Annotated in this window: 17 protein-coding genes and 1 pseudogene; 14 read left to right on the top strand and 4 right to left on the bottom strand. The window is 61.3% G+C overall.

Annotation, left to right across the window (positions count from 1 at the left end):
* Entirely contained in the window at positions 1–753 is a 753-nt protein-coding gene (locus NKH43_RS23905; RefSeq protein ID WP_352860131.1) for an SDR family NAD(P)-dependent oxidoreductase, read from the bottom strand.
* A gap of 329 nt (positions 754–1,082) precedes the next feature.
* Between NKH43_RS23905 and NKH43_RS23900 the strand changes: the two genes are divergently transcribed.
* Positions 1,083–2,354, top strand: coding sequence for an O-antigen ligase family protein (locus NKH43_RS23900; protein WP_352860145.1), 1,272 nt, complete (start codon positions 1,083–1,085; stop codon positions 2,352–2,354).
* Between the two features lie 124 nt (positions 2,355–2,478).
* Here NKH43_RS23900 and NKH43_RS23895 read toward each other — a convergent pair whose 3' ends face one another.
* Both NKH43_RS23895 and NKH43_RS23890 read right to left on the bottom strand, forming a co-directional pair.
* Positions 2,479–3,720, bottom strand: coding sequence for a polysaccharide biosynthesis/export family protein (locus NKH43_RS23895; protein WP_156948041.1), 1,242 nt, complete (start codon positions 3,718–3,720; stop codon positions 2,479–2,481).
* A gap of 161 nt (positions 3,721–3,881) precedes the next feature.
* Positions 3,882–4,559 (bottom strand): sugar transferase, encoded by a 678-nt coding sequence (locus tag NKH43_RS23890; protein ID WP_023717993.1) that lies wholly within the window; start codon positions 4,557–4,559, stop codon positions 3,882–3,884.
* A gap of 603 nt (positions 4,560–5,162) precedes the next feature.
* Here NKH43_RS23890 and NKH43_RS23885 point away from each other — a divergent pair.
* From NKH43_RS23885 to NKH43_RS23850, 8 genes are all read left to right on the top strand, one after another.
* Positions 5,163–5,435, top strand: coding sequence for an exopolysaccharide production repressor protein (locus tag NKH43_RS23885; protein ID WP_023717992.1), 273 nt, complete (start codon positions 5,163–5,165; stop codon positions 5,433–5,435).
* 398 nt (positions 5,436–5,833) lie between these two features.
* Positions 5,834–6,856, top strand: a complete 1,023-nt coding sequence (locus NKH43_RS23880) for a glycosyltransferase family 2 protein (protein ID WP_023717990.1) — start codon at positions 5,834–5,836, stop codon at positions 6,854–6,856.
* Positions 6,857–7,112: 256 nt separating this feature from the next.
* Positions 7,113–7,514, top strand: coding sequence for a hypothetical protein (locus NKH43_RS23875; protein WP_023717989.1), 402 nt, complete (start codon positions 7,113–7,115; stop codon positions 7,512–7,514).
* Between the two features lie 134 nt (positions 7,515–7,648).
* On the top strand, positions 7,649–8,515 hold the full coding sequence (gene exoK / locus NKH43_RS23870; RefSeq protein ID WP_023717988.1) for an endo-1,3-1,4-beta-glycanase ExoK: 867 nt from the start codon (positions 7,649–7,651) through the stop codon (positions 8,513–8,515).
* Between the two features lie 85 nt (positions 8,516–8,600).
* The gene (locus NKH43_RS23865) at positions 8,601–9,932 is read left to right on the top strand and encodes a UDP-glucose dehydrogenase family protein (protein ID WP_023717987.1); all 1,332 of its coding nucleotides are present in this window, start codon (positions 8,601–8,603) and stop codon (positions 9,930–9,932) included.
* 31 nt (positions 9,933–9,963) lie between these two features.
* The gene (locus NKH43_RS23860; RefSeq protein ID WP_023717986.1) at positions 9,964–11,043 is read left to right on the top strand and encodes a glycosyltransferase; all 1,080 of its coding nucleotides are present in this window, start codon (positions 9,964–9,966) and stop codon (positions 11,041–11,043) included.
* 70 nt (positions 11,044–11,113) lie between these two features.
* On the top strand, positions 11,114–12,400 hold the full coding sequence (locus NKH43_RS23855) for a glycosyltransferase (RefSeq protein WP_352860130.1): 1,287 nt from the start codon (positions 11,114–11,116) through the stop codon (positions 12,398–12,400).
* Positions 12,397–13,860 carry a lipopolysaccharide biosynthesis protein gene (locus tag NKH43_RS23850; protein ID WP_352790644.1) on the top strand — a complete coding sequence of 488 codons (1,464 nt, stop codon included), beginning with the start codon at positions 12,397–12,399 and terminating at the stop codon, positions 13,858–13,860. Before NKH43_RS23855 ends, NKH43_RS23850 begins: the two co-directional genes overlap by 4 nt.
* 222 nt (positions 13,861–14,082) lie before the next feature.
* On the opposite strand, the pseudogene NKH43_RS23845 reads toward NKH43_RS23850, so the two are convergent.
* Positions 14,083–15,135, bottom strand: a pseudogene (locus tag NKH43_RS23845) (polysaccharide pyruvyl transferase family protein); the annotation flags it as partial.
* Between the two features lie 292 nt (positions 15,136–15,427).
* Between NKH43_RS23845 and NKH43_RS23840 the strand changes: the two are divergent.
* The 5 genes from NKH43_RS23840 (at position 15,428) to galU (ending at position 20,470) form a co-directional block, all read left to right on the top strand.
* Positions 15,428–16,600, top strand: coding sequence for a glycosyltransferase family protein (locus tag NKH43_RS23840; protein ID WP_352860129.1), 1,173 nt, complete (start codon positions 15,428–15,430; stop codon positions 16,598–16,600).
* A gap of 11 nt (positions 16,601–16,611) precedes the next feature.
* Positions 16,612–17,607 carry a glycosyltransferase family 2 protein gene (locus NKH43_RS23835; protein WP_352860128.1) on the top strand — a complete coding sequence of 332 codons (996 nt, stop codon included), beginning with the start codon at positions 16,612–16,614 and terminating at the stop codon, positions 17,605–17,607.
* Complete coding sequence (locus NKH43_RS23830; protein WP_352860127.1) at positions 17,607–18,557, top strand: glycosyltransferase family 2 protein; 951 nt, start codon at positions 17,607–17,609, stop codon at positions 18,555–18,557. Before NKH43_RS23835 ends, NKH43_RS23830 begins: the two co-directional genes overlap by 1 nt.
* Positions 18,547–19,497, top strand: coding sequence for a glycosyltransferase family 2 protein (locus NKH43_RS23825; protein ID WP_352790637.1), 951 nt, complete (start codon positions 18,547–18,549; stop codon positions 19,495–19,497). Before NKH43_RS23830 ends, NKH43_RS23825 begins: the two co-directional genes overlap by 11 nt.
* Positions 19,498–19,573: 76 nt before the next feature.
* Entirely contained in the window at positions 19,574–20,470 is an 897-nt protein-coding gene (gene galU, locus NKH43_RS23820) for a UTP--glucose-1-phosphate uridylyltransferase GalU (RefSeq protein ID WP_352817040.1), read from the top strand.
* Positions 20,471–20,599: the final 129 nt, after the last annotated feature.

The raw sequence follows: 20,599 nt of genomic DNA, 5'->3' as shown, positions 1-20,599 counted from the left end.
TCAGTAGGTCGCCCGGCCGCCGGAGACGTCGAAGACGGCAGCCGTCGTGAACGAGCATTCCTCGGACGCGATCCAGCAAATCAGCGCCGCTACCTCCTCGACCTCGCCGAACCGTGCCATTGGTATTTTAGAGAGCATGAAGTCGATGTGCTGCTGGCTCATCTGTTGGAAGATCGCGGTGCGCACGGCCGCCGGCGTGACGCAGTTCACCGTCACCTTGGTCTTGGCCAATTCCTTGCCGAGCGACTTGGTCATGCCGATCACCGCGGCCTTGGAGGTGCTGTAGGCCGAGGCGTTCGGGTTACCTTCCTTGCCGGCAATCGAGGCGATGTTGACGATCCTGCCGTAATTGCGTTCGAGCATATGCGGGACCAGCGCTTTGTTGCAGAAGAAGACGCCGTTGATGTTGATGTCGATGACCCGGCGCCAATCCTCTACGGAATACTCCCAGGTCGTCATGTTCGGTCCGGTGATGGCAGCGCTGGTGACAAGGACATCGACTGCGCCAATCGCTTCTATCGTCTCTCGGGCGGCGGCTTCGACCGCTATGGGGTCGGCGACGTCTAAGGTGACGCTGTGCAGGCCTGGAACAATGGCCTTGGCCTGCTCGATCTGGGCGGCATCGCGATCCCAGACCGAAACACGCCCGCCTTCCTCAGTGATCCTTTGCGCGACGGCAAGGCCGATGCCTGAGGCGCCGCCGGTGATAACAACAGACCGTCCGGCAAATCGTCCCGCGAAACTCATCGGCATGTGGTCTTCCTCCCAATCGGCGGCGAATGTGTAGTCAACGGCGGACAAGTTCAAGCGCGGACTTGCAGCCTCCGAACAGCTTCGTGATGGGCCAGCACCAGGCAATTGAATGGCACTGCCTCCTGGCCAAATCGTCTCGTCCGGCATGGGAGAACTGCAGGAACGACTTCGCCCAGTTTGTCATCCGGGTGACATGCGGCGCCGGATGCGCTATATTGCACTGCACAATGCGAGCGCCTGCAGGCGAGGCCCCCATCGATCCGATGAATCGGCCCATGAGCGGCCATGAAATCGGCATTGAGCTGCAAGGACGGAAAACCGCTACCGAGATGAAGATCCCAAAATCTCTGTTGATTGATCCGGACAAGAACACGGTCTATGGCAGCTTTGCCGTTGCCGTCTCGATCTGGGCGTTCTCCTACTCGACCATTTTCGGCCCGGCCATGATCCTGGCCTATTATGCGGTCTGGCTGCCGCTCATCCTGGTCGACTATCGGAAAATATTAAGGCACGCCTCCAGCGCCTGGCTTCCGCTGGCGTTTGCAGCCTATGTCTGCTTCTCGGTGTTCTGGTCGGCAGCTCCCGGCACCACGGCAAGGACGGCCGTGCAATATTGTTCCCATATCGCATGCGCCTACATTGCCGCGCGCACGGTCAGCGTCCGGACCTTGACCATAGGCGCCCTAATAGGGATTTTCGTCGTCCTGCTCTACTCGCTCAAGGTCGCGAGTTATTCCTACGACGTTCTCGACGGGACATACAATTTCGTCGGCGCTTTCAGCTCCAAGAACCAGATCGGCTTTGTCGCATCGCTTGGCATCTATTTCTGCGTTGTCTACCTGGCCTTTCTCAGGCGCGGCCGCATAGGTTTTTTGTTGATTGTACCAATCGTCCTTCTGTCGGGCTATCTGCTGGTCGTGTCGCATTCGGCCACTTCGATGGCATCGACCCCGGCGGTTCTCGCCCTGGTCGCGCTGCTTTCCATGGGCAAGCTGCTTTCGCTCCGCCATCGCCGGGTGATTTTCGTGATCGGTGCAGGCGGGCTGGTCGCCTGCATCGTGATTGCGCTGAATCTCGGGCTAATGGACTTTGTCCTTGGCCTCTTCGGCAAGGATTCGACGCTCACCGGACGAACCTACCTCTGGCAGCAGGGCTGGAATGCCGCGCAGCAATCGCCCATCCTCGGCGTCGGCTACGCGGCGTATTGGGTGCAGGGCTTCTCCGAGGCCGAGCGGCTGTGGAATGAATTCTACATCGCCGCCCGAAGCGGCTTCCACTTCCACAACACCTACATCGAGACCTTGGTGGAACTCGGCTTCGTCGGAGCGACACTGCTGTCGCTGATCATCCTGCGCACGCTCTGGGGGCACGTCTCGGCGCTGATATTCAGGACATGGCAAGCCGAGTCTGTGATTCTCGCCGGCGTCATGGTGCTTTTGTTCATCCGCTCCTTCGTCGAGGTCGAGACCCTCAATCCCTACATCATGGGATCGTTCCTGCTGTATTACAGCTACTTCAAGCTGGTGAAGGTGCCGTCCGTCGCCCGTTCCCGGTGGAGCGCCGCGAACCATCTCGAGGAACCGGACGCCGTGCGAGGCTAGAGCGGGCCGATCCGGGCTGTTCGTCGCCCAAAGGCCGCCTTGTTTTCTGATCCATAAAATATGAAGCCCAAAACCCCGCAGGCCGCCGCCTGCGAGGTGGGTGCTTCGCTCCGGTGGAAAGAAGCTACTGGATGGCCAGGGGCGCCGGTTTGACCTTGATCACGTCCCCGGGCAGTACCGGCGTGTCTTCGTCGGCGGTGATTTCGCTGGTCTTGCCGTCGACCACCCGCACTAGGGAAAACGACATGGCGGCTGGTTCGTTGTTGCCATAGAATTGCGGCATGGGGTTGCCCGACAGGGCTTCGGTCATCAAGCCTTTTTCCATATTCAGCTTCAGCGTCGCTTCGTTGAGGTCGGCTTCCGTCTGTTGCCGGTCGGTCGCGAGGGTGGAGTTCTGGGTGTTCTCCAGATCGATAGCGTCCTGAGTGGCCTTGCTGATCGACTGCTTGGCCGTGAGAATCGCCGTTTCGTAATCCAGTATCTGGCCTTCGAGGTCGGCGATGGTTTGCTGGGAATTCAAAACCCGGGTGTTGACGACCAGGCCTTTTTGCGCCAGCGAGCCGATACCGTTGAGCTGCTCCTTCGCCAGATCGACCTGCTTCTGCTGGTTGACGATCTTTTTCTGCAGCGAATCGATCTCGCTCTGCAGCAGCGCCTTCAAGTCGTCGAGCGCCTGCAAGCGTAGGTTGAGTTTCTTCTGGTCGGCCGCCAGGATCGCCGTCTCATCGGCAACGATGCTGGGCAGCTTCGGATCGTCGGCCACTTCTTTCGGCACTTCGAATGACGGTTTGTTCGCCAGTTCCGCTTCGATGCGGGCGCGCTTGACGATCAGCCTGACCTGTTGGTCTTGAAGTACGTCGAAATTGCCCTTGGCATTGATCAGGTCGCGGTCGTAGCGCTGCCCGCTCTCCGAGTTCCGCCGCGTTCCGCCGGCAATGCTCATCGCTTTCAGCACCGTCAGCCCAGGCACGCAAGGATACTGTCCGGGCGATTGCACCTCGCCAGAAATATAGAACGGCCGGTACTGCGCCATTTCGACGGAGGCCTCGGGCTTGTCAGCCAGGGCGAGCTTACGCTGTAGCGCCTCGCCGAGCGATGCCGCGATCTCCGAGGTCGTCTTGCCGGATGCGGGCATCTCGCCGACGAACGGCACCGACAAGGTTCCTGCCGGCCCGACCGTGTATTCTCCATTGATGGCCGACCAGTCACGGAACGTGCCTTCGACGGTCTGCCATTCCGCTACGCGGATGGTTAGCTTGTCTTGTGCTCCAAGCCGATAGTCATCGGCGAAGGCAAACTGCGGCAGGGCCAGCGACAGGCCGGTCGCCAGCGTGAGGCAAGTCGTCAAAAGTCGTACTCGCCGCATGCGTCTGGAGAGAATGCCGGTGCAAAAGATATCGATTATATCTGCTTTCAACTGAGCGTTTCCGATCTGGTTTGCCCCGCCCGATGCCTGAGTCCCGGGGCCTGAGTTCCGGGCTCGAATTCTGGACAGTCGCTCCTCGATGCACGGCCAGCAAGCGGCCGTCAGTAGCAGCCTCGCGACATCCAGACCGCAGGTACGGTCTTGATGATGATGCGAATGTCTTCGAACATCGACCAGTTCTCGACATAGTGTCGATCGAACGCGACGCGGCTGTCGTAGGAAACATCGTTGCGTCCGCTAACCTGCCAGAGCCCGGTCAGGCCGGGGCGCGATTTCAGGTAATAGACGGCCGAATTGCCATAGATCTCCAACTCATCGCGTACCACGGGACGAGGCCCAACCAGGCTCATATCCCCCTGCAGGATGTTGATGATCTGCGGCAACTCATCGAGGCTGAGCTTCCTCAGCACCGCTCCGACGCGCGTGATCCGCGGGTCGTTCTTCAACTTGCGGGTCGCTATCCATTCGGCGTTGGCCTCCGGATTCGCGGCTAGATAGGCAGCAAGCACCCGCTCGCCGTCTGGAACCATAGTGCGGAACTTGAGGCACGGAAAAATCCGTCCTCCGCGGCCGATCCGGCTATGACCATAGAAAATCGGCCCGCCATCGGAAAACCTGACAAGCAGCGCTATCATCACGAACAGCGGGCTGAGAGCGACCAGGCCGATCAGCGAACCGGCAATATCGAAGCTGCGTTTGAGCAGGCCGCCGATCGGCGGCGGAAAATCGACGCCGGCCTGCGAAAAATCCGCGTCGGCCGGCTTGGCTACGTCCCTCATGCGTAAACTCCATACGTTGAACGGATGGTTTAGCGCACGATACCAAAAAAATGTTGCAGCGCAACACACAATTTCCCAGCCGGCTGTAATAGTCGCGTCATGAACTGACTAAATAATGAACTCGTCCTGCACAAAATTTTGCCTTTATGTCGCAAAGGCGACAGATTATGGGCAATTTTGGAAAATTTAGTCCAATTTTGGGGCTGATTTTGGGCGAATCGCTCTTTATACCCGGTTGTGGAGCTTTGCCGTCATTTAGAAGTTCAAAATATCGACTGATGTTATGATAATACTGGTCAATATTATAAATCTTACTGGAGCGAGTCGATATCCGTCAATCAGTGGTGATGCCGACGTGTGCATTGCACCATGGCAGAGGCGATCCTGAGGATTCGCTTAAAATTATTCCGTAGCTGCCCTTGCCGCCTATTGCTCGCCTCAATAGAGTTGCAAATTGTTTCTGTCGGAGTATGGACAGATTGGGCAAGGCCGGAAGCAACCGGCCAGAAGCGGGCAACCTAAACAAGCTCGCAGAGTTTAAGGGAGGTGCTCGGGGTGGGCTTGTCGACATTTTTTCCCGAGCCGGTTGATGGGCCATCGGGTATGTCACTGCCAAAGTTCATTATCGGAATGTGTTTTGCGCTGGCGATCGTGGTCGTCTGGTCCTATTTGGGCGGCGCCTCGCTCGGCACGACGCTTTTTCGCGTCATCGGCTGCGCCATAGTCATCCAACTCGGTTATTTTCTGCTGGTCTTTGCCATGGTCGCAAGAAATGCCCCGACCTCGGCCGACAAAATTCGCGACGCAGAACGAAAGCTGAGTTCGAACGAAGCGGCCGAAGGCGAGAAATTAAGCGCCAGGAGAGGCCTTCACTGATTTCGGGCGTTGGCCTCCAGCAACACGCCGCAAGTCGGCATCCCGTTTCTTCAATTCCTCGATGCTCCCGGCCTCCACCAAGCGGCCGCTCTCCATCGCCACGACCTACTCGGCAGTGACTGGTTGGCCAACTGAGCGCGCCAGTGGCTTGATCCGGGCCGTGCAGGAGCGGCTCTGCCAAGCGGCGCCTTTCGGGAGCTATCCCGATTGCGGCTCGCCGCCTGCCCAGCCGCGTCATGACACCCAACCAAATGAAAAACTGGACGGCGCCGATGATTTTGGCGATGCTTGCTTCGCACTTGCAGCATAGGCATTTGGGCCGATGCATGTCAGACGGGCGGTGAGGCATTGAGCGGGGAGGGCGAGGAAATCCGCAACGATTTCTGCAATCGAGAGGCATGTCCATGACATCATCCCAAGTCTGCGTGATCATCGCTGCCCGTAACGCGGCGCGGACAATCCCGGCTGCCATTGCATCGGCATTGCGCGAGCCGGAGGTTGCGGAAGTCATCGTCGTCGACGACGCGTCCACCGACGATACCGCGAAAGTCGCCCATGCAGCCGACGACGGCACGGGCCGCCTTTCCGTCATCCGCTTCGACGTCAATCGCGGCCCCTCCTTTGCCCGCAACGCCGCGATAGCCGGTTCCAGGTCGCCGTTCATCAGCATCCTGGACGCTGATGATTTCTTTTTCGAAGGCAGGTTTCACAGACTGTTCGCCAGCACCGATTGGGATTTCGCGGCAGACAACATCATGCTTGTCAGGGATGACGCGGCAACCGACGTCTCGAAAATCGTCGCTCCACCGTTTTCGCCCGAGCCGGAATTCCTCGATTTCGAGGGTTTCATCGACGCCAACATCTCCAGGCGCCGTGTGCAACGAGGGGAACTGGGCTTCCTCAAACCCGTGATCAGCCGCGCCTTCCTCGATCGGCATGGGCTGCGCTACGACGAGAAGCTGCGCCTTGGCGAAGACTATGAACTCTATGCGCGCGCGGTTGCGCATGGCGCGCGCTTCAAGGTCATCAAATCCTGTGGCTACGGCGCGATCGTGCGCGCCGATTCGCTGAGCGGACGGCACAACACCCAGGATCTGAAGCATCTGGCCGATGCCGACCTGGCACTGCTTGCGATCGACAGTTTGCCGGAGGCATCGAAGGCTGCGCTGAGAAGGCACGAGCGGCACATTCGCGACAAATACCGGTTGCGGAAGTTCTTAGACGTGAAGACTGAGCGCGGGCTGGCGCCGGCTGTGGCCTACGCCTTGGCCGGCTCGTCCAACCTCACGGCCGTCGTCCGCGGCGTTGCCTCCGACAAGCTGGATGCGCTGTTTCGCCGCGCTGGCTTCGCCGCGAAGCGTCAGCATGTGCCGCCGCTGCGCTTCCTCATGGCCGGAACCAGCACAGCCGGCGAAAGCTAGGCTCGTCAACGTGGCGATCGCCTTACCTCGGTCGGCTCGCACCATTTCGACGCGATTTATGAGTTTACGATCTAGGTGGTTGCCTATGCGCGCGGGGAATGGCAATCTATGTTGCGGTGCAGCAATTTTGGACGGCCAACCGAACTGGCCCGAGACATCCCCTGTCAGAGGAGCTGGACGATGCGAGAAATGTCTTTTGAACGTGGACGGGCGCCAAGGCCGGTCATCGTCTCGACGATGATGGGGCGCTGACTGCATGGCCTCGATCTTTCGCTTCCGATCGAGAGATCCGGCGCGCGACACGCAGACCGACACCGCGCGACTCGATCGCTTGGCGAAGCTGCTGGACCAGATCGCGGCCGAGGTCGAGGCGGAGAAGAACGGACTTGAGAACCGCTACAGGACAACGGCCACCAATGCCGCCTTCCTGGTCGAGGCCATGGAAAACGGGGCGGTCTCCTCCCGCAGGTCTTCCGAAGTTGGCGAACTGACTAGGTCGATCCTGAATTGCGAGCGGCGCATCGCTGCGCTCTCGCGCCAGAAGCAGATGATGAAGGATCTCCGTCATTCGCTGGATGAAATCTTCGAGGAGGATCGGCAGAACGGCCCAGACATAAGGACCGATTTTGTGAAACCCGCCGGTCCCGGCACAGGTTGAGCGAACATCCCGGGGTCGGCGCAATGGTTTTGGGCACGCTACAGGAGCCTAGGAGCGAAGAGGTCAAGATTAGCTTGTTTCATCACGGTTCGAACGATCGCTTTGGGGGCGTACAGCACAAAGGTGAGTTTGATATGAACGCAGATCCTAAAAGCACGTCCACCCCGGCAACCGGCGGCACCCCGCTCACGCGCCCGACCCCAGGCAAGCTGCGGCGGCTCCGTTCAGACGGCGCGTTTCTGCTGATCGTTCTCGGCAGCCTGGTTGCGGGCCTGGTGCCCGTCCGCGCCCAGGATCTCCCAACCGCGCCGTCCTTTGTCGATGATTTCACCAGCCTCAGTCGCGCGCGCTGGTACATTTCCGACGGCTGGACGAACGGCAAGCATCAGAACTGCACCTGGTCCAAAAGCCTGATCGGCCTTTCCGACGGCATGCTGACGCTCGGTTTCGAGAAGCGCAAGCTGAAGGATCGCGAATTCGCCTGCGCCGAGATCCAGACCAAGCAGCGCTTCGGCTACGGCACCTACGAGGCGCGGATGAAGACCGACACGGGCTCCGGCGTCAACGCGGCATTCTTCAGCTTCGTCGGCGATGCCGACAAGCAGCCGCATGATGAAATCGACTTCGAGGTGCTGACCAAGGACACGTCCAAGGTCCAGGTCAACGCCTACATAGCCGGCAAGGGCAAGAACGAGAAGCTGGTCGACGTCGCCGGCGGCACCGACAAGGCATTCAACGACTACGCCTTCGTCTGGGAAAAGGACCGGCTGCGCTGGTACGTCAACGGCAAGCTTGTCCACGAGATCACCGATCCGGCGAAGCTGCCCACCCATTCGCAAAGGATCTATTTCAGCCTGTGGGGCAGCGATACTATGAAGGGCTGGATGGGGCCGTTCTCGGATCCGGGCCGCAAGCTCGCCATGCAAGTGGACCGCGTTGCATTCACCGCACTCGGCCAGCCCTGCCAATTCCCGGAATCGCTGTCATGCAAAACGAACTAGAAGCGCATCTGAACCGGCCGGGCCGAAGGTGGTCCGAAGCCCGAAGCTCGAACAGGCCCGAAGCCTTGAACAGGAATGAAACCGAATGAATTTGACTGTCTTTGGAATCGGCTATGTCGGTCTTGTACAGGCGGCGGTGCTTGCCGAAGTCGGCCATCAGGTGGTTTGCGTCGACATCGACGCGAAAAAGGTCGAGCGGCTCAACCAGGGCCATGTCCCGATCTTCGAGCCTGGGCTCGAAAACATGGTCAAGGAGAACCATGCCGCCGGCCGCATCAAGTTCACCACCGACGCCGCCGCGGCGATCAAGCATGGCCAGATCCAGATGATCGCGGTCGGCACGCCTCCGGGCGAGGATGGTTCGGCAGACCTGAAATATGTGCTGGCCGTCGCCGAGGCTATCGGTCGTGAGATGGACGCGCCCAAGATCGTCGTCGGCAAGTCGACCGTGCCGGTCGGCACCTGCGAAAGGATAAAGGCCAGGATTGCCGAGACGCTGAGGGCGCGCGGGCGCGAGGATCTGGCTTTCGACGTCGCCTCCAATCCGGAATTCCTCAAGGAAGGGTCCGCTGTGAGCGACTGCATGAAGCCCGACCGCATCATCGTCGGCACCAGCAACGAGGACACCGAGGCGGTGATGCGCGAGCTCTACGCGCCGTTCAACCGCAACCACGAAAAGATGATCGTGATGGACGTGCGCAGTGCCGAGTTTACCAAATACGCGGCCAATTGCATGCTGGCGACCAAGATCAGCTTCATGAACGAAATGGCCAATTTGGCCGAGCAACTGGGCGCCGACATCGAGGAGGTCCGCAAGGGCATCGGCAGCGACCCGCGGATCGGCTACCACTTCATCTATCCGGGCCTCGGCTATGGCGGCTCGTGCTTCCCGAAGGATGTGCGCGCTCTGATCAAGACCGCCGAAGCCATCAAGTTCGACGCCAAGCTGCTGCGTGCCGTCGAGGAGCGCAACAACCAGCAGAAGTCGGTCCTGTTCGAGAAGGTGGACCGCTATTTCAAGGGCAATCTCAAGGGCAAGACCTTTGCGCTGTGGGGCCTGGCCTTCAAGCCCAATACCGACGACATGCGCGAAGCCCCGGCCCGCACGCTGATGGAGGCGCTCTGGGCCGCCGGTGCCAATGTGCAGGCCTACGATCCTGAGGCGATGCAGGAATGCCAGGCAATCTACGGGTTGCGCGACGACCTGCAGCTGTGCGGCACCAAGGAGGCCGCGGTGCGAGGCGCCGACGCGCTCTTGATCGTGACCGAGTGGAAGAGCTTCAGTGCGCCGTCCTTCGATGCATTGAAGGACGCGCTGACCACGCCCGTCATCTTCGACGGACGCAACCTTTACGACCCCAAGGTTATCGCTCGCCACGGCATCGAATATCACAGCATCGGCAGAATGGCGGCGTGACGATAAGGTGGTCCAGCAAGGAGCCAGGTCCATGAAAGTTCTGTTTGCAGGCGGCAACGGCTACACGCCGCAGTTCAGCGGTGGCGTTCAGTCGAGCACGCACCATCTGGTCGAGCAGCTGCGCGAGCACGGTCATGACGCCTCGGTCCTGGCGGCGCTGTTCGGTGATGGCATGTTCGGCTTCAAGGCGCGCGCCAAGATGAAGCTGCTTCGCCAGCGTGCGGTTATCGACAGCTATCCCGGCTATCCGGTCGTGCGGGCATGGTTTCCCTGGGAGGCGGCGCGCTTCGCGGTCGAACGGCTCGATCCCGATGTCGCCGTCGTGCAGTGCCACAAATCGGTGCCGATCGGAAAGGCGCTACAGGCGCTCGGCGTGCCGCTGGTGGTCTATCTGCGGAACGTCGAATTCCACGAGCTGGCCGGCGACCTGCGCGAATTGCATTCGGCGCTTTATATCGCCAACTCCGAATTCACCGCGCGCACCTATAAGGAAAGGTTCGGCATCGACTCGACCGTGATTCCGCCGACCATCAATCCCGGGCTCTACAGCACCCCGACGACCGGCGAATTCGTCACGCTGATCAACCCTTACAATGAAAAAGGGTTCGAACTCGCCGTGCGCATCGCCGGCCAATGCCCCGAAATCCCGTTTCTGTTCGTCGAAAGCTGGAAGCTCGACGACGACCACCGGGCGCAGATCGAACGGACCATCGCGCCGCTGCGCAACGTCAGGCTGGAAAGCCGTACCAGCGACATGAAGACGGTCTATGGCCGCACCAAGATCCTGCTGGCGCCCAGCAAATGGGAAGAGGCCTGGGGGCGCGTGGCATCCGAGGCCCATTGCAGCGGCATTCCGGTCGTCGGGTCCCGCCGCGGCGGCCTGCCGGAAGCGATCGGCGCCGGCGGCGTTGTACTTGACTATGACGCACCGCTCGACGACTGGGTCGCCGCGGTCAGGCGGCTATGGAGCGACAAGGCCGAGTACGACAGGCTGTCGGCGGCGGCGCAGCTGTTTTCGGAGCGGCCGCAAATGAATCCAGACATTCAGTTCGCGACCTTCCTCGGCGTTCTCGACAACGCCAGGCAAGGCGCGCTGGAGCATGCCGCCTGATGCATTTCGTCCAAAACCATACACGTTGCCCAAAAGCCGGCTCTCGCGCCTGACCGGGGTGGGAGCTGCTTTGGGACAACGGCACGCACAACACCAGACGCTTGGGGCGCCTCGCACGGCGGCGACGGGCTTCAGCCCTCATCCGCGCGAGCAGATCGCCGACCGGCCTCGAAAGATCGTCCATTCGATGAAGATTTGCTTCGTAGTTGATAAGTTCCCCTCTTTGTCGGAGACCTTCGTCCTCGACCAGATAGAAGGGTGCCTCGAGCGCGGCATGCAAGTCGGCGTCGTCTGCAACGAGACGTCGTTCGGCAAGGACAGCAACATCGACGATCGCCGCTGGCAGGCGCTGCCTGGCAAGGTCGTCTGCTGGTGGGGCGGACTGGGGCGCTTTCGCCCGACGCTCAGGAGATGGTCGGGCAGGTTCTGGGATAAGCTCTCGACCGTTATCGACATCGCCTTTGCGCGCAAATTGCAGAACGCCGATGTGATCGTCGCGCATTTCGGCAATAACGGCATGCGCGTTGCCCGCGCCATGAAACGAGGCCGGATTTCCGCTCCTTTGGTAACTATATTCCACGGCCGCGATGTCGGCGAACCGCTGCATGACGACACGCTCACGCGCTACAAGGTTGTTTTCGAAAAGGGCGTTCTCCAGCTGCCGGTGAACGCGTTTTTCCGCGACGCCCTGATCGGCGTCGGCGCGCCTGCCGCGCAAGTCATGGTTCACCATATGGGCGTGCGGCCGGGCGAGATCAGCTATCATTGGCGTTCCTGGGACCGGGACACGCTGTCCTTCATCTCGGTCTGCCGGCTGACCGAAAAGAAGGGCATCGAATTCGCCCTGCGCGCCCTCGCCGGCCTTCCGCGGCGCGACTGGGTCTATACGGTGATTGGCGGCGGCGAATTGCTGGAAGAGTTGAAGAAGCTCGCCGCAAATCTCGGCGTTGCCGACAGGGTGACTTTCCTCGGGCCGCGCCCGCACGCCGAGGTCAAGCAGCGCCTGCGCGACGCCCACGTATTCCTGCTCCCCAGCGTTGCTGCACAGGACGGCGATCTCGAGGGTATTCCGGTGGCGCTGATGGAAGCTATGGCCGCCGGGCTGATTGTTGTCAGCACCTATCACTCGGGCATCCCCGAGTTGATCGAGGATCAGGAGACAGGCTTCCTCGCACCGGAGCGAGACGTTGCGGCGTTGGCCCGCAAGCTTGTCTGGGTGGCCGAGAACCCGGACAAATGCGAGCGCATCGCACGTGCGGCGCGCCGCAAGATCGAGCAGGATTTCAACGCGGACCTGCTCAACGAACGTTTTGCGCAGATCGTTGCTCAACTGGCCGAAGCCAGGCGCCCGGCATGAACGCCAATCCGCCCCCCCAGTTCGGTCGCGTCGCTCTGCGCGGCGGCGTGGTGACGATCGGCGCGCAAGGCTTCAAAATGGCGATCCAGTTTCTCTCGGTCATCGTGCTTGCGCGTCTGCTCGTGCCCGAGGATTTCGGCCTGGTGGCTTCCGTCGGGCCGATCGTGGCCTTTGTCGGGCTGCTTCAAAATCTCGGCCTGCAACAGGCTGTGGTCCAGCGCAAGGACATCAGCACCGAGCAGCTCAACCAGGTATTCTGGATCAGTGCGCTGGTTGGGCTGGGAAGTGCCGTGGTAGTGGCATGCCTGGCGCCTGCCATCGCCGCCTTCTACGGCGATCAACGCATGGTCGGGATCACCATCGGCTCTGCCTTGCCGCTGCTTCTTGGCAGCCTCGCCGCGGTGCCGCTGGCGCTGATGAACCGTCATTTGCGCTTCGGCCAGCTCGCGCTGAACGACGTGATAACCGCCGCTGCCGGACTTGCGACTACCGCAATCGCCGCCTATGCGGGACTGGGCTACTGGTCGCTGGTCATCGGCCCGGCGGTTTCGGCTGTTGTCGCGCTGGCCGCGGCATGGCAGGTGGCGCGCTGGACGCCGTCGCGGCCGGACCTGAAGGTCGATACCGACATATTGTCCTTCGGCGCCAATCTGACCGGCTTCAATCTGGCCAACTTCTTCTCGCGCAATCTCGACAACATCCTGATCGGAAAATATTCGGGCGCGATCGAACTCGGCTACTATGACCGCGCCTATAAGCTCCTGCTGTTTCCGCTGCAGAACATCAACCAGCCGCTGACACGCGTGATGGTGCCGCTGCTGAGCCGCATCCATGAGGACAAGGCGCGGTTTCGCAACATCTATGTGCGGACCAATTGGATGCTGGCGGCCATCACCATGCCCGGCATCGCGGCGCTGACGCTGACGTCGGACCAGGTCGTCGGGCTTCTCTTCGGCGAGCGCTGGACAGCGGTGGCGCCGATCTTCGCCTGGCTGGGCATCGCCAGCCTGATCCAGTCCGTCTCAAGCACCACCGGATGGATCTTCATCTGCCAGGGCAAGACCAAGACCATGTTCCACTGGGGCATCTACTCGTCGCTGACGACGGTCGCCGCCTTCATCATCGGCCTGCACTGGGGCGCCGTCGGTGTCGCCGCGGCCTACGCGATCAGCGGCTATATGCTGCGCGTCCCGGTGCTTGCCGTTCTTGTCCATCGGGTCGGTCCGGTGACCGCAGCCGACTTCCTGATCATGCAGGGGCTTTTCATCATGTCGTCGCTGCTTGCCTGGTCCGTCTACCGGGAGTTGCCCGTATCGCTGACCGGCCAGTCAGACCTGCTCGCGGTGGTCCTGGCGGTTGCCCTCAATTATTCGATCGGCCTGATCCTCATGCTTGCCCTTCGCCAGTCGCGCAGTGCGTTGTTCACCACGCTTTCCAGCGCCATGCGCAACGCCCGCTAGGCAGGCAATAACCGGCCTCAAAAGCTCACCTGCCGACATCGCCGACGCATGCTCCTCAAGCACTGCCTGAAGGCTCGTCCTGCGATAGAGGTCGAGATTGGCGGTAAGTCTGCCGAGCTTCTCGCTCGCTTCCTCGGGCGTCACCGTGTCGATGTCGAGCAGCAGGTCGGCGACGCCGATCCGCTTGGCGAGTTCCTTGGTCTTGAATTCATAGGCGATCGGCAGCACCGGCGTGCCGACGCAGAGCGACATGATCATCATGTGCATGCGCGTCGCGACGACGAAGTCGAAGCCTTTCACCAGGGCCATCAGTTGCTCCGGCGTGTGGAACGAAGCGTCCACGCTCACATGCTTGGCGATCTCCGGATCGAGTTCGGCAACGATCGCCCGCGCCGTCTTGGAATCGTCATGGGCGTATTCCGGCACGCCCTGGCAGGTAGAGACGAAGGTCACCTGCTTGGCGTGGTCCCTGACCAGGATGGTCGCAATCTCGCGGATCGAGTCGATGTAGCGGCGCATGCCGCTCTCGCCGTCGCTGACATAGTTCCAGTGACGGACGGAAATGGCGACGCGGCCGGTGACAGTCGCCGACTGGCCGGAGGCCAGAAAACTTCCGATCCTGTCGGTATCGGCCAGCGCAAAGACGGCGTCGGCCACGACGTGGCATTTGCCGGGGTCTTTCACCATGTCCACAATGTGGCCTCTCGAACGTTCATCGCGCAGCAGGATGAGCGGGCTCCGGTCGAAGATCGGGCTCAACTCCTGGCGATTGTAACTTTTGTTGAACGGGCCGAGCGATTGCGTGAAGAAGACCGGGTCCTTGCCCAGAATCGCGTCGATCCGGAATTGATTGAGGCGCCGTTCCAGATTGTAGGTCTCGACGAGATAGGTTCCGCCTGTCGTGACCACGAGGTCGGCGTCTTTGTAGATCTCGAGAACACGGCGATTGCTTGAGCTGAACAAACGCCCGAGAACGCCGCGGATGCCGAACCGCCGCAGGGCATTGAGTACGAGCCGATTGTAGATCGGCTTGAACAGGTTCTTCAGCCCACTGCCGTATTTGTAGCGGAACAGCGATTCCGACAGCAGCTTGTGGAATTCGAGATCTGGATACTCCTTCTTCGTGTAGAGCCTCGCCGCCACCTCCGGCTGGCTGTCGAAGACGTAGAACTGGATATCGTCCTGCACGACCGTCTTGAAAACATGGCGAATCGCCAGGAGAATCGCTGCGTCTCCGGTATTCAGGCAGACGGTGTTTTCAACCGCGATCTTCATTGAATGACCTCATTTCGTGAGTAGTCCCGCGGTTCGGTCGACGGATGCCGAGGTGCGGGTTGGCCGAAAATGCTGCACGCCAAGGATGGTCCTCGCGTCGTGATTATTGGCGCGCAGCTCAATGGCAGGGCCAACGCGCGGTCCATGCGGCCCAAGCAGAGCGAGATTAACCCATCGATTTTGCAGTGCAACAAAAAATGTGGATCTTTGCTACGCTGCAACCAAAAATGTTGCGATGCAGCAAGAGCTGTACTAGCATTGTCGCGGGCGGGCCAACAGCGGTCGAGTTTTCATGCTGCATGTCTTGTACTTGGTACACGACGTCTCCGACCCGGCAGTGCGCCGGCGGATCATAATGCTCAAGGCAGGCGGCGCCCAGGTTACGCTGGCGGGCTTTCGTCGAACGGCAAGCGCGGTTGCTGATGTCGAGGGCTTGCAGCCGATCGATCTCGGCCCGACGCGTGATGGCCGATTCGCCCAGCGTCTGGCGGCGATCATGAAGGCGGTGGTCTCGACCGGCTCCAAGCTGGGTTCAATGCAACGGCCCGACCTCATTATCGCGCGCAATTTGGAAATGCTGGCGCTTGCCCGGCGGGCCAGGTCGGCTTTCCAGGCAACGGTGCCGATTGTCTACGAGTGCCTCGACATCCATCGTCTGCTGCTTCGCGACGATCCGCTGGGCTGGGCGATGCGCGGCGCAGAACGCTTCCTGGCCAGGGATGTGAAGCTTCTGGTGACCAGTTCTCCGGCCTTCATCGCCAATTATTTCAAGCCGTTCGGACAGATTGCCGCGCCGGTCGAACTGCTCGAAAACAAGTATTTCGAGCCAGTCGCGGCTTCCCTGGATGACCGCATGACGGAGGAGAATTCTGTTGCGCCGCCTTGGCGAATCGGCTGGTTCGGGGCGCTGCGCTGCCGCCGCTCCCTGGAGCTTCTGGCCGAATTTTCGCGCCGCCTCGACGGCCGCTTCGAAATCGTCCTCAGAGGCCGCCCGGCGTTGTCCGAATTTCCCGATTTCCACGGTTTTGTTGAATCGGAACCCTGGCTCTCGTTTGGCGGACCCTATCGCAATCCGGAGGATATGGCGGCGATCTACCGCGAGGTTCACTTTTCCTGGGCCATCGACTTTTTTGAGCAGGGCCTGAATTCCGAATGGCTGCTGCCCAACCGTCTCTATGAGGGCTGCCGCTTCGGAGCCGTGCCGATCTCGATGGGCAACACCGAGACCGGCCGGTTCCTCGATCGGCAAGGCATCGGCGTTCTTTTGCCAGAAGCCACGCCCGAGGCGCTCGAAGCTGCCCTCGGCACCATGGAGCAGCATCGGTTCGAGACATTGAGGGCACGTGTTCTCGCCCGCAATCCGCGCACCTGGAGCTACGACCGCGCCGATTGCCGGGCGCTCGTCGAAAAACTCCGCGGCCTTGCCGCGGCGCCCGGTCCATATGCTGCCGAAGCATTGGCATAGAAGGACGGCCGATGACGCAAACCGAAACGCTCCCATCCTGCATGATCGTGGTTCCGTGCCTGAACGAAGCGCCCCATATCGGCGCGTTGCTTCGAGAGCTCCGCCCTGCGGCCAAGAGGCTGGGCGCCGTGATCATCGTTGCCGATGGCGGCAGTGCGGACGGCACCAGGACGATCGTCGCGGATATCGCCGCAAAAGATCAGCGGGTGGTCCTGCTCCACAATGAAAAGCGCTTGCAGAGCGCGGCGATCAATCTCGCCATTGCCAGGTTCGGGGAGGGCGTCGACTATCTCATTCGCATCGACGCGCATGGCGGCTATCCCGCCGACTATTGCGACCGGCTGGTCGAAGAAGCGCAGGCCACCGGGGCGGATTCGGTCGTCGTCTCGATGCTGACCAGTGGCAGCGGCATGGTGCAGAAGGCGGCGGCCGCGGCCCAGAATTCCAGGCTCGGCACCGGCGGCTCCAAGCATCGGCACCTTTCGGCGGGGGAATGGGTCGATCATGGCCACCATGCGCTGATCCGGATATCGGCCTTCACCGCGGTCGGCGGCTATGACGAGACGTTCAGCCACAATGAGGATGCCGAACTCGACTATCGGCTCCGTCAGGCCGGTTACCGGATCTGGATGACCGGTAAGACACAAATGGTCTACTACCCGCGCTCCTCGCTGAAGGGCCTCTATTTTCAGTATCTCGGCTATGGCCGCGGCCGGGCGAAGAACGTTCTCAAGCACCGCATGATCCCGAAGATCCGGCAGATGGTGCCGCTTCTGGTGTTTCCCGTGGTTCTTCTCGCCGCCTTTTCCTTCGTCCACTGGCTGGCGGCCGTGCCGCTTTTGCTATGGGTCTCGGTCTGCCTTGGCTACGGCTTCTGGACCGCGGTCAGTCAGCGCAAACCCGACATTGCGCTTGCCGGGGTCTCGGCAATGGTCATGCATTTCGGCTGGTCGGTCGGCTTCTGGCTGCAGCTGCTAGCACCGCGACCGCAGCGCGGGGTAGCGTGATGGACCCGGTCAAGAAAAATCGAAGCATCGATATTTGCGTCTGCACATTTCGCCGGCCGGAGCTTGTCGACACGCTCCGCTCCGTAGCAGCCATGGATATGCCCGCGGGATTCGATGTCGGTGTCATCATCGCGGACAACGACGATACGCCGACGGCCGAGCCGCTGGTCGCCAAGCTAGCGGGGGAGTTGAAGCTGCCGGTGACCTACCGGCACGCCCCGGCCCGCAACATTTCGATCGCGCGCAACGCTTGCCTCGATGCCAGTGCGGCGGATTTCGTCGCCTTTATCGACGACGACGAGACGGCCACCGCTGGCTGGCTTGCCGAACTGGTGGCGGCGGTGGAAGCAACTGGTGCTGCGGCCGTGCTCGGGCCGGTGCAAGCCCGTTACCTGCCGGATGCGCCCGACTGGATGCGCAAAGGCGATTTCCACTCGACCTCGCCGGTCTGGGTGCGCGGCGAGATCCGCACCGGCTACACCTGCAACGTCCTGCTCAGAATTGGCGCTGAGAGCCTGCGCGGCCGGCGCTTCAGCCTGGCACGTGGCCAGACCGGCGGCGAAGATACGGAATTCTTCGACCAGATGGTCAAGGCCGGCGGCAGTATCGCCTTTTCGCCAGAGGCTTGGGTCGATGAAGTGGTGCCGCCTGCCAGGGCGGCATTCGACTGGCTCGGCCGCCGCCGGTTCCGCGTCGGGCAGACGCATGGTCACCTCCTGGGGCGCAACGCGCGCGGCCTTTCCCGGCTCAAGCAGGTCGGCATTGCCGCGGCAAAGGCCGGCTATAGTTTCCTGTCGGCAATTCCGGTCGCCATCGACCCCGTCCGACGGAACCGCAGCGTCCTTCGCGGCATTATGCATGTCGGCGTCGTCAGCGGCCTCGTCGGGGTTCGTGAAATCCGCCAATACGGCCTGTCTTCGCCGCAGCAAGGGGGCAAGCGTGCAGCCTGACGTGAGCTTCGTGATTGCCGCCTACAATGCCGAGGCGACCATCGATCGGGCGATTGCCAGCGCCGTCGCCCAGCGCAATGTCAGCGTCGAGGTCATCGTCGTCGACGACAAGTCGCGCGACCGGACGCTCGACCTGGCGAGATCCTACCCCGAAGACATCGTACGCGTTGTCGCGCTTGAGCAAAATCGTGGCCCCGGCGGCGCCAGGAACGCCGGCCTTGAGCTTGCCCGCGGCAGGTGGGTCGCGGTTCTCGATTCGGACGACGCGGTCTATCCCGGGCGAATCTGCACCATGATCGAACGCGCGGAGAAAGCGGGCGCCGAGATCGCGGTCGATAATCTGCAGGTCGTTCGCGAAGATGGCGTTGCCGAAGAGACGATGTTCCCGGCCGACTATCTGGAAGGCCTCGGTGAAATCTCGCTGGCGGATTTCATCGGCGGCAATGTCCTCTTCGAATCGAGGTTCAATCTCGGCTACGTCAAGCCGATCTTCCAGCGCCGGTTCCTGAACGAGAACGGGCTTCGTTACGATGAAAGCCTGATCATTGGCGAAGACTATATCCTCCTGGCCAGTGCTCTGGCCAAAGGCGGCAAATGCGTGGTCGAGCCGACCACCGGCTATATTTACCACATTCGCACCGGTTCCATCTCCCGGGTGCTCGAACTTCATCACGTCGAGGCGATGCGCCGGGCCGATGCCACCTTCGCCGCGACCCATTCCATGGATGCTGCGGCCGCGGCGGCGTTCGCCAGGCGCGCTCGCAGCCTGCGGCGGGCGGCATCATTCCTGTCGCTGGTTCAGCACATCAAGGCGCGGTCCCCGCTCAAGGCGATATGGACGGCGCTCAGCGATCCGGCGGCGGTTCGGCATATGAGCATGCCGATCGCCGTCCGGCTGCGAAGGGTAGCGGCACAGTTTGCCGTGGTGGCGGGGAGGTAAAGGGCTGCAGGCGAATGAAGACAAATTTCGCCGCCTGCGACAGGGTTGAAATCGATCTCCTCAGAAGGAACATGCAATGAAAAAAGTCAGGAAGGCAGTCATACCGGTGGCGGGGCTTGGAACGCGGTTCCTGCCGGCGACCAAATCCATGCCGAAGGAAATGCTGCCGGTGGTCGACAAGCCTGTGGTGCAATATGCGGTGGACGAGGCATTCGAGGCCGGCATCGAGCACATAGTCTTCGTCACCGGCCGCAACAAGGCGGTGATCGAGGACTATTTCGATCTGCATCCTGAACTGATCGGAACCCTGGAGCAGAGCGGCAAGAAGGCGCAGCTCGAATCGCTCGAGAGCCTGCTTCCCGTCGCCGGCGCGACGAGCTTCATCCGTCAGCAGTCGCCGCAAGGCCTCGGCCACGCCGTCTGGTGCGCGCGAGAGGTCATCGGCGACGAACCTTTCGCGTTGCTGTTGCCGGATATGGTGTCCTTTGGCGGGCGAGGGTGTCTTGCCGAAGTCGCCGATCTTTATGCGCAGACTGGCGCAAACGTTATCGCCGTCGAGCGTTGCGATCCGACCGAGACCAGCAAATACGGCATTGTCGGGCGCGGCGCGGATGTCGGCACCGGCTTCGAGGTGACGGCCATGGTCGAAAAGCCGGCACCGGCCAACGCGCCGTCGAACTTCTACATCAACGGCCGCTACATCCTGCAGCCCGAGATATTCTCGCTGCTGGGCAGCCAGCAACGCGGCGCCGGCAACGAGATCCAACTGACCGACGCAATGGTGCGTCTCGCACAGACGCAGGCCTTCTTCGCCCAGCCTTTCAACGGCCGCATGTTCGACTGCGGTTCGAAGGAGGGCTTCATCCAGGCCAATGTCGCTTTCGCGCTGGCGCGTGAGGACATGAAGGGTCCGATCTTCGAGATGCTGCAGGAATTCGTCCGGTCGCATCAACGTCGGGAAGAAGCCGCATAATGTCCATTTTTTCGAGGCATTGTGGGTGCGGCTGATGACGCAGGACAGGCCGTTGCGCCGCGCGTAACGCGCACTGTCCGGCGCAAGGTTTGCACCCTATGTGCCGATCTTCGAGGCGGTAGCGCCTGC

The organism is Mesorhizobium sp. M1163 (genome assembly GCF_040318415.1).
In the GTDB taxonomy this organism is placed as follows: domain Bacteria; phylum Pseudomonadota; class Alphaproteobacteria; order Rhizobiales; family Rhizobiaceae; genus Mesorhizobium.
Note: the sequence above shows the minus strand (reverse complement) of the source record. Positions and strands in the feature narration are given on the sequence as shown.

What these genes read in the sequence shown, in the direction of transcription:
- NKH43_RS23905 (WP_352860131.1), bottom strand. Translation starts at nt 753, where the DNA reads ATGCCGATGAGTTTCGCGGGACGATTTGCCGGACGGTCTGTTGTTATC.
- NKH43_RS23900 (WP_352860145.1), top strand. Translation starts at nt 1,083, where the DNA reads ATGAAGATCCCAAAATCTCTGTTGATTGATCCGGACAAGAACACGGTC.
- NKH43_RS23895 (WP_156948041.1), bottom strand. Translation starts at nt 3,720, where the DNA reads ATGCGGCGAGTACGACTTTTGACGACTTGCCTCACGCTGGCGACCGGC.
- NKH43_RS23890 (WP_023717993.1), bottom strand. Translation starts at nt 4,559, where the DNA reads ATGAGGGACGTAGCCAAGCCGGCCGACGCGGATTTTTCGCAGGCCGGC.
- NKH43_RS23885 (WP_023717992.1), top strand. Translation starts at nt 5,163, where the DNA reads ATGTCACTGCCAAAGTTCATTATCGGAATGTGTTTTGCGCTGGCGATC.
- NKH43_RS23880 (WP_023717990.1), top strand. Translation starts at nt 5,834, where the DNA reads ATGTCCATGACATCATCCCAAGTCTGCGTGATCATCGCTGCCCGTAAC.
- NKH43_RS23875 (WP_023717989.1), top strand. Translation starts at nt 7,113, where the DNA reads ATGGCCTCGATCTTTCGCTTCCGATCGAGAGATCCGGCGCGCGACACG.
- exoK (WP_023717988.1), top strand. Translation starts at nt 7,649, where the DNA reads ATGAACGCAGATCCTAAAAGCACGTCCACCCCGGCAACCGGCGGCACC.
- NKH43_RS23865 (WP_023717987.1), top strand. Translation starts at nt 8,601, where the DNA reads ATGAATTTGACTGTCTTTGGAATCGGCTATGTCGGTCTTGTACAGGCG.
- NKH43_RS23860 (WP_023717986.1), top strand. Translation starts at nt 9,964, where the DNA reads ATGAAAGTTCTGTTTGCAGGCGGCAACGGCTACACGCCGCAGTTCAGC.
- NKH43_RS23850 (WP_352790644.1), top strand. Translation starts at nt 12,397, where the DNA reads ATGAACGCCAATCCGCCCCCCCAGTTCGGTCGCGTCGCTCTGCGCGGC.
- NKH43_RS23840 (WP_352860129.1), top strand. Translation starts at nt 15,428, where the DNA reads ATGCTGCATGTCTTGTACTTGGTACACGACGTCTCCGACCCGGCAGTG.
- NKH43_RS23835 (WP_352860128.1), top strand. Translation starts at nt 16,612, where the DNA reads ATGACGCAAACCGAAACGCTCCCATCCTGCATGATCGTGGTTCCGTGC.
- NKH43_RS23830 (WP_352860127.1), top strand. Translation starts at nt 17,607, where the DNA reads ATGGACCCGGTCAAGAAAAATCGAAGCATCGATATTTGCGTCTGCACA.
- galU (WP_352817040.1), top strand. Translation starts at nt 19,574, where the DNA reads ATGAAAAAAGTCAGGAAGGCAGTCATACCGGTGGCGGGGCTTGGAACG.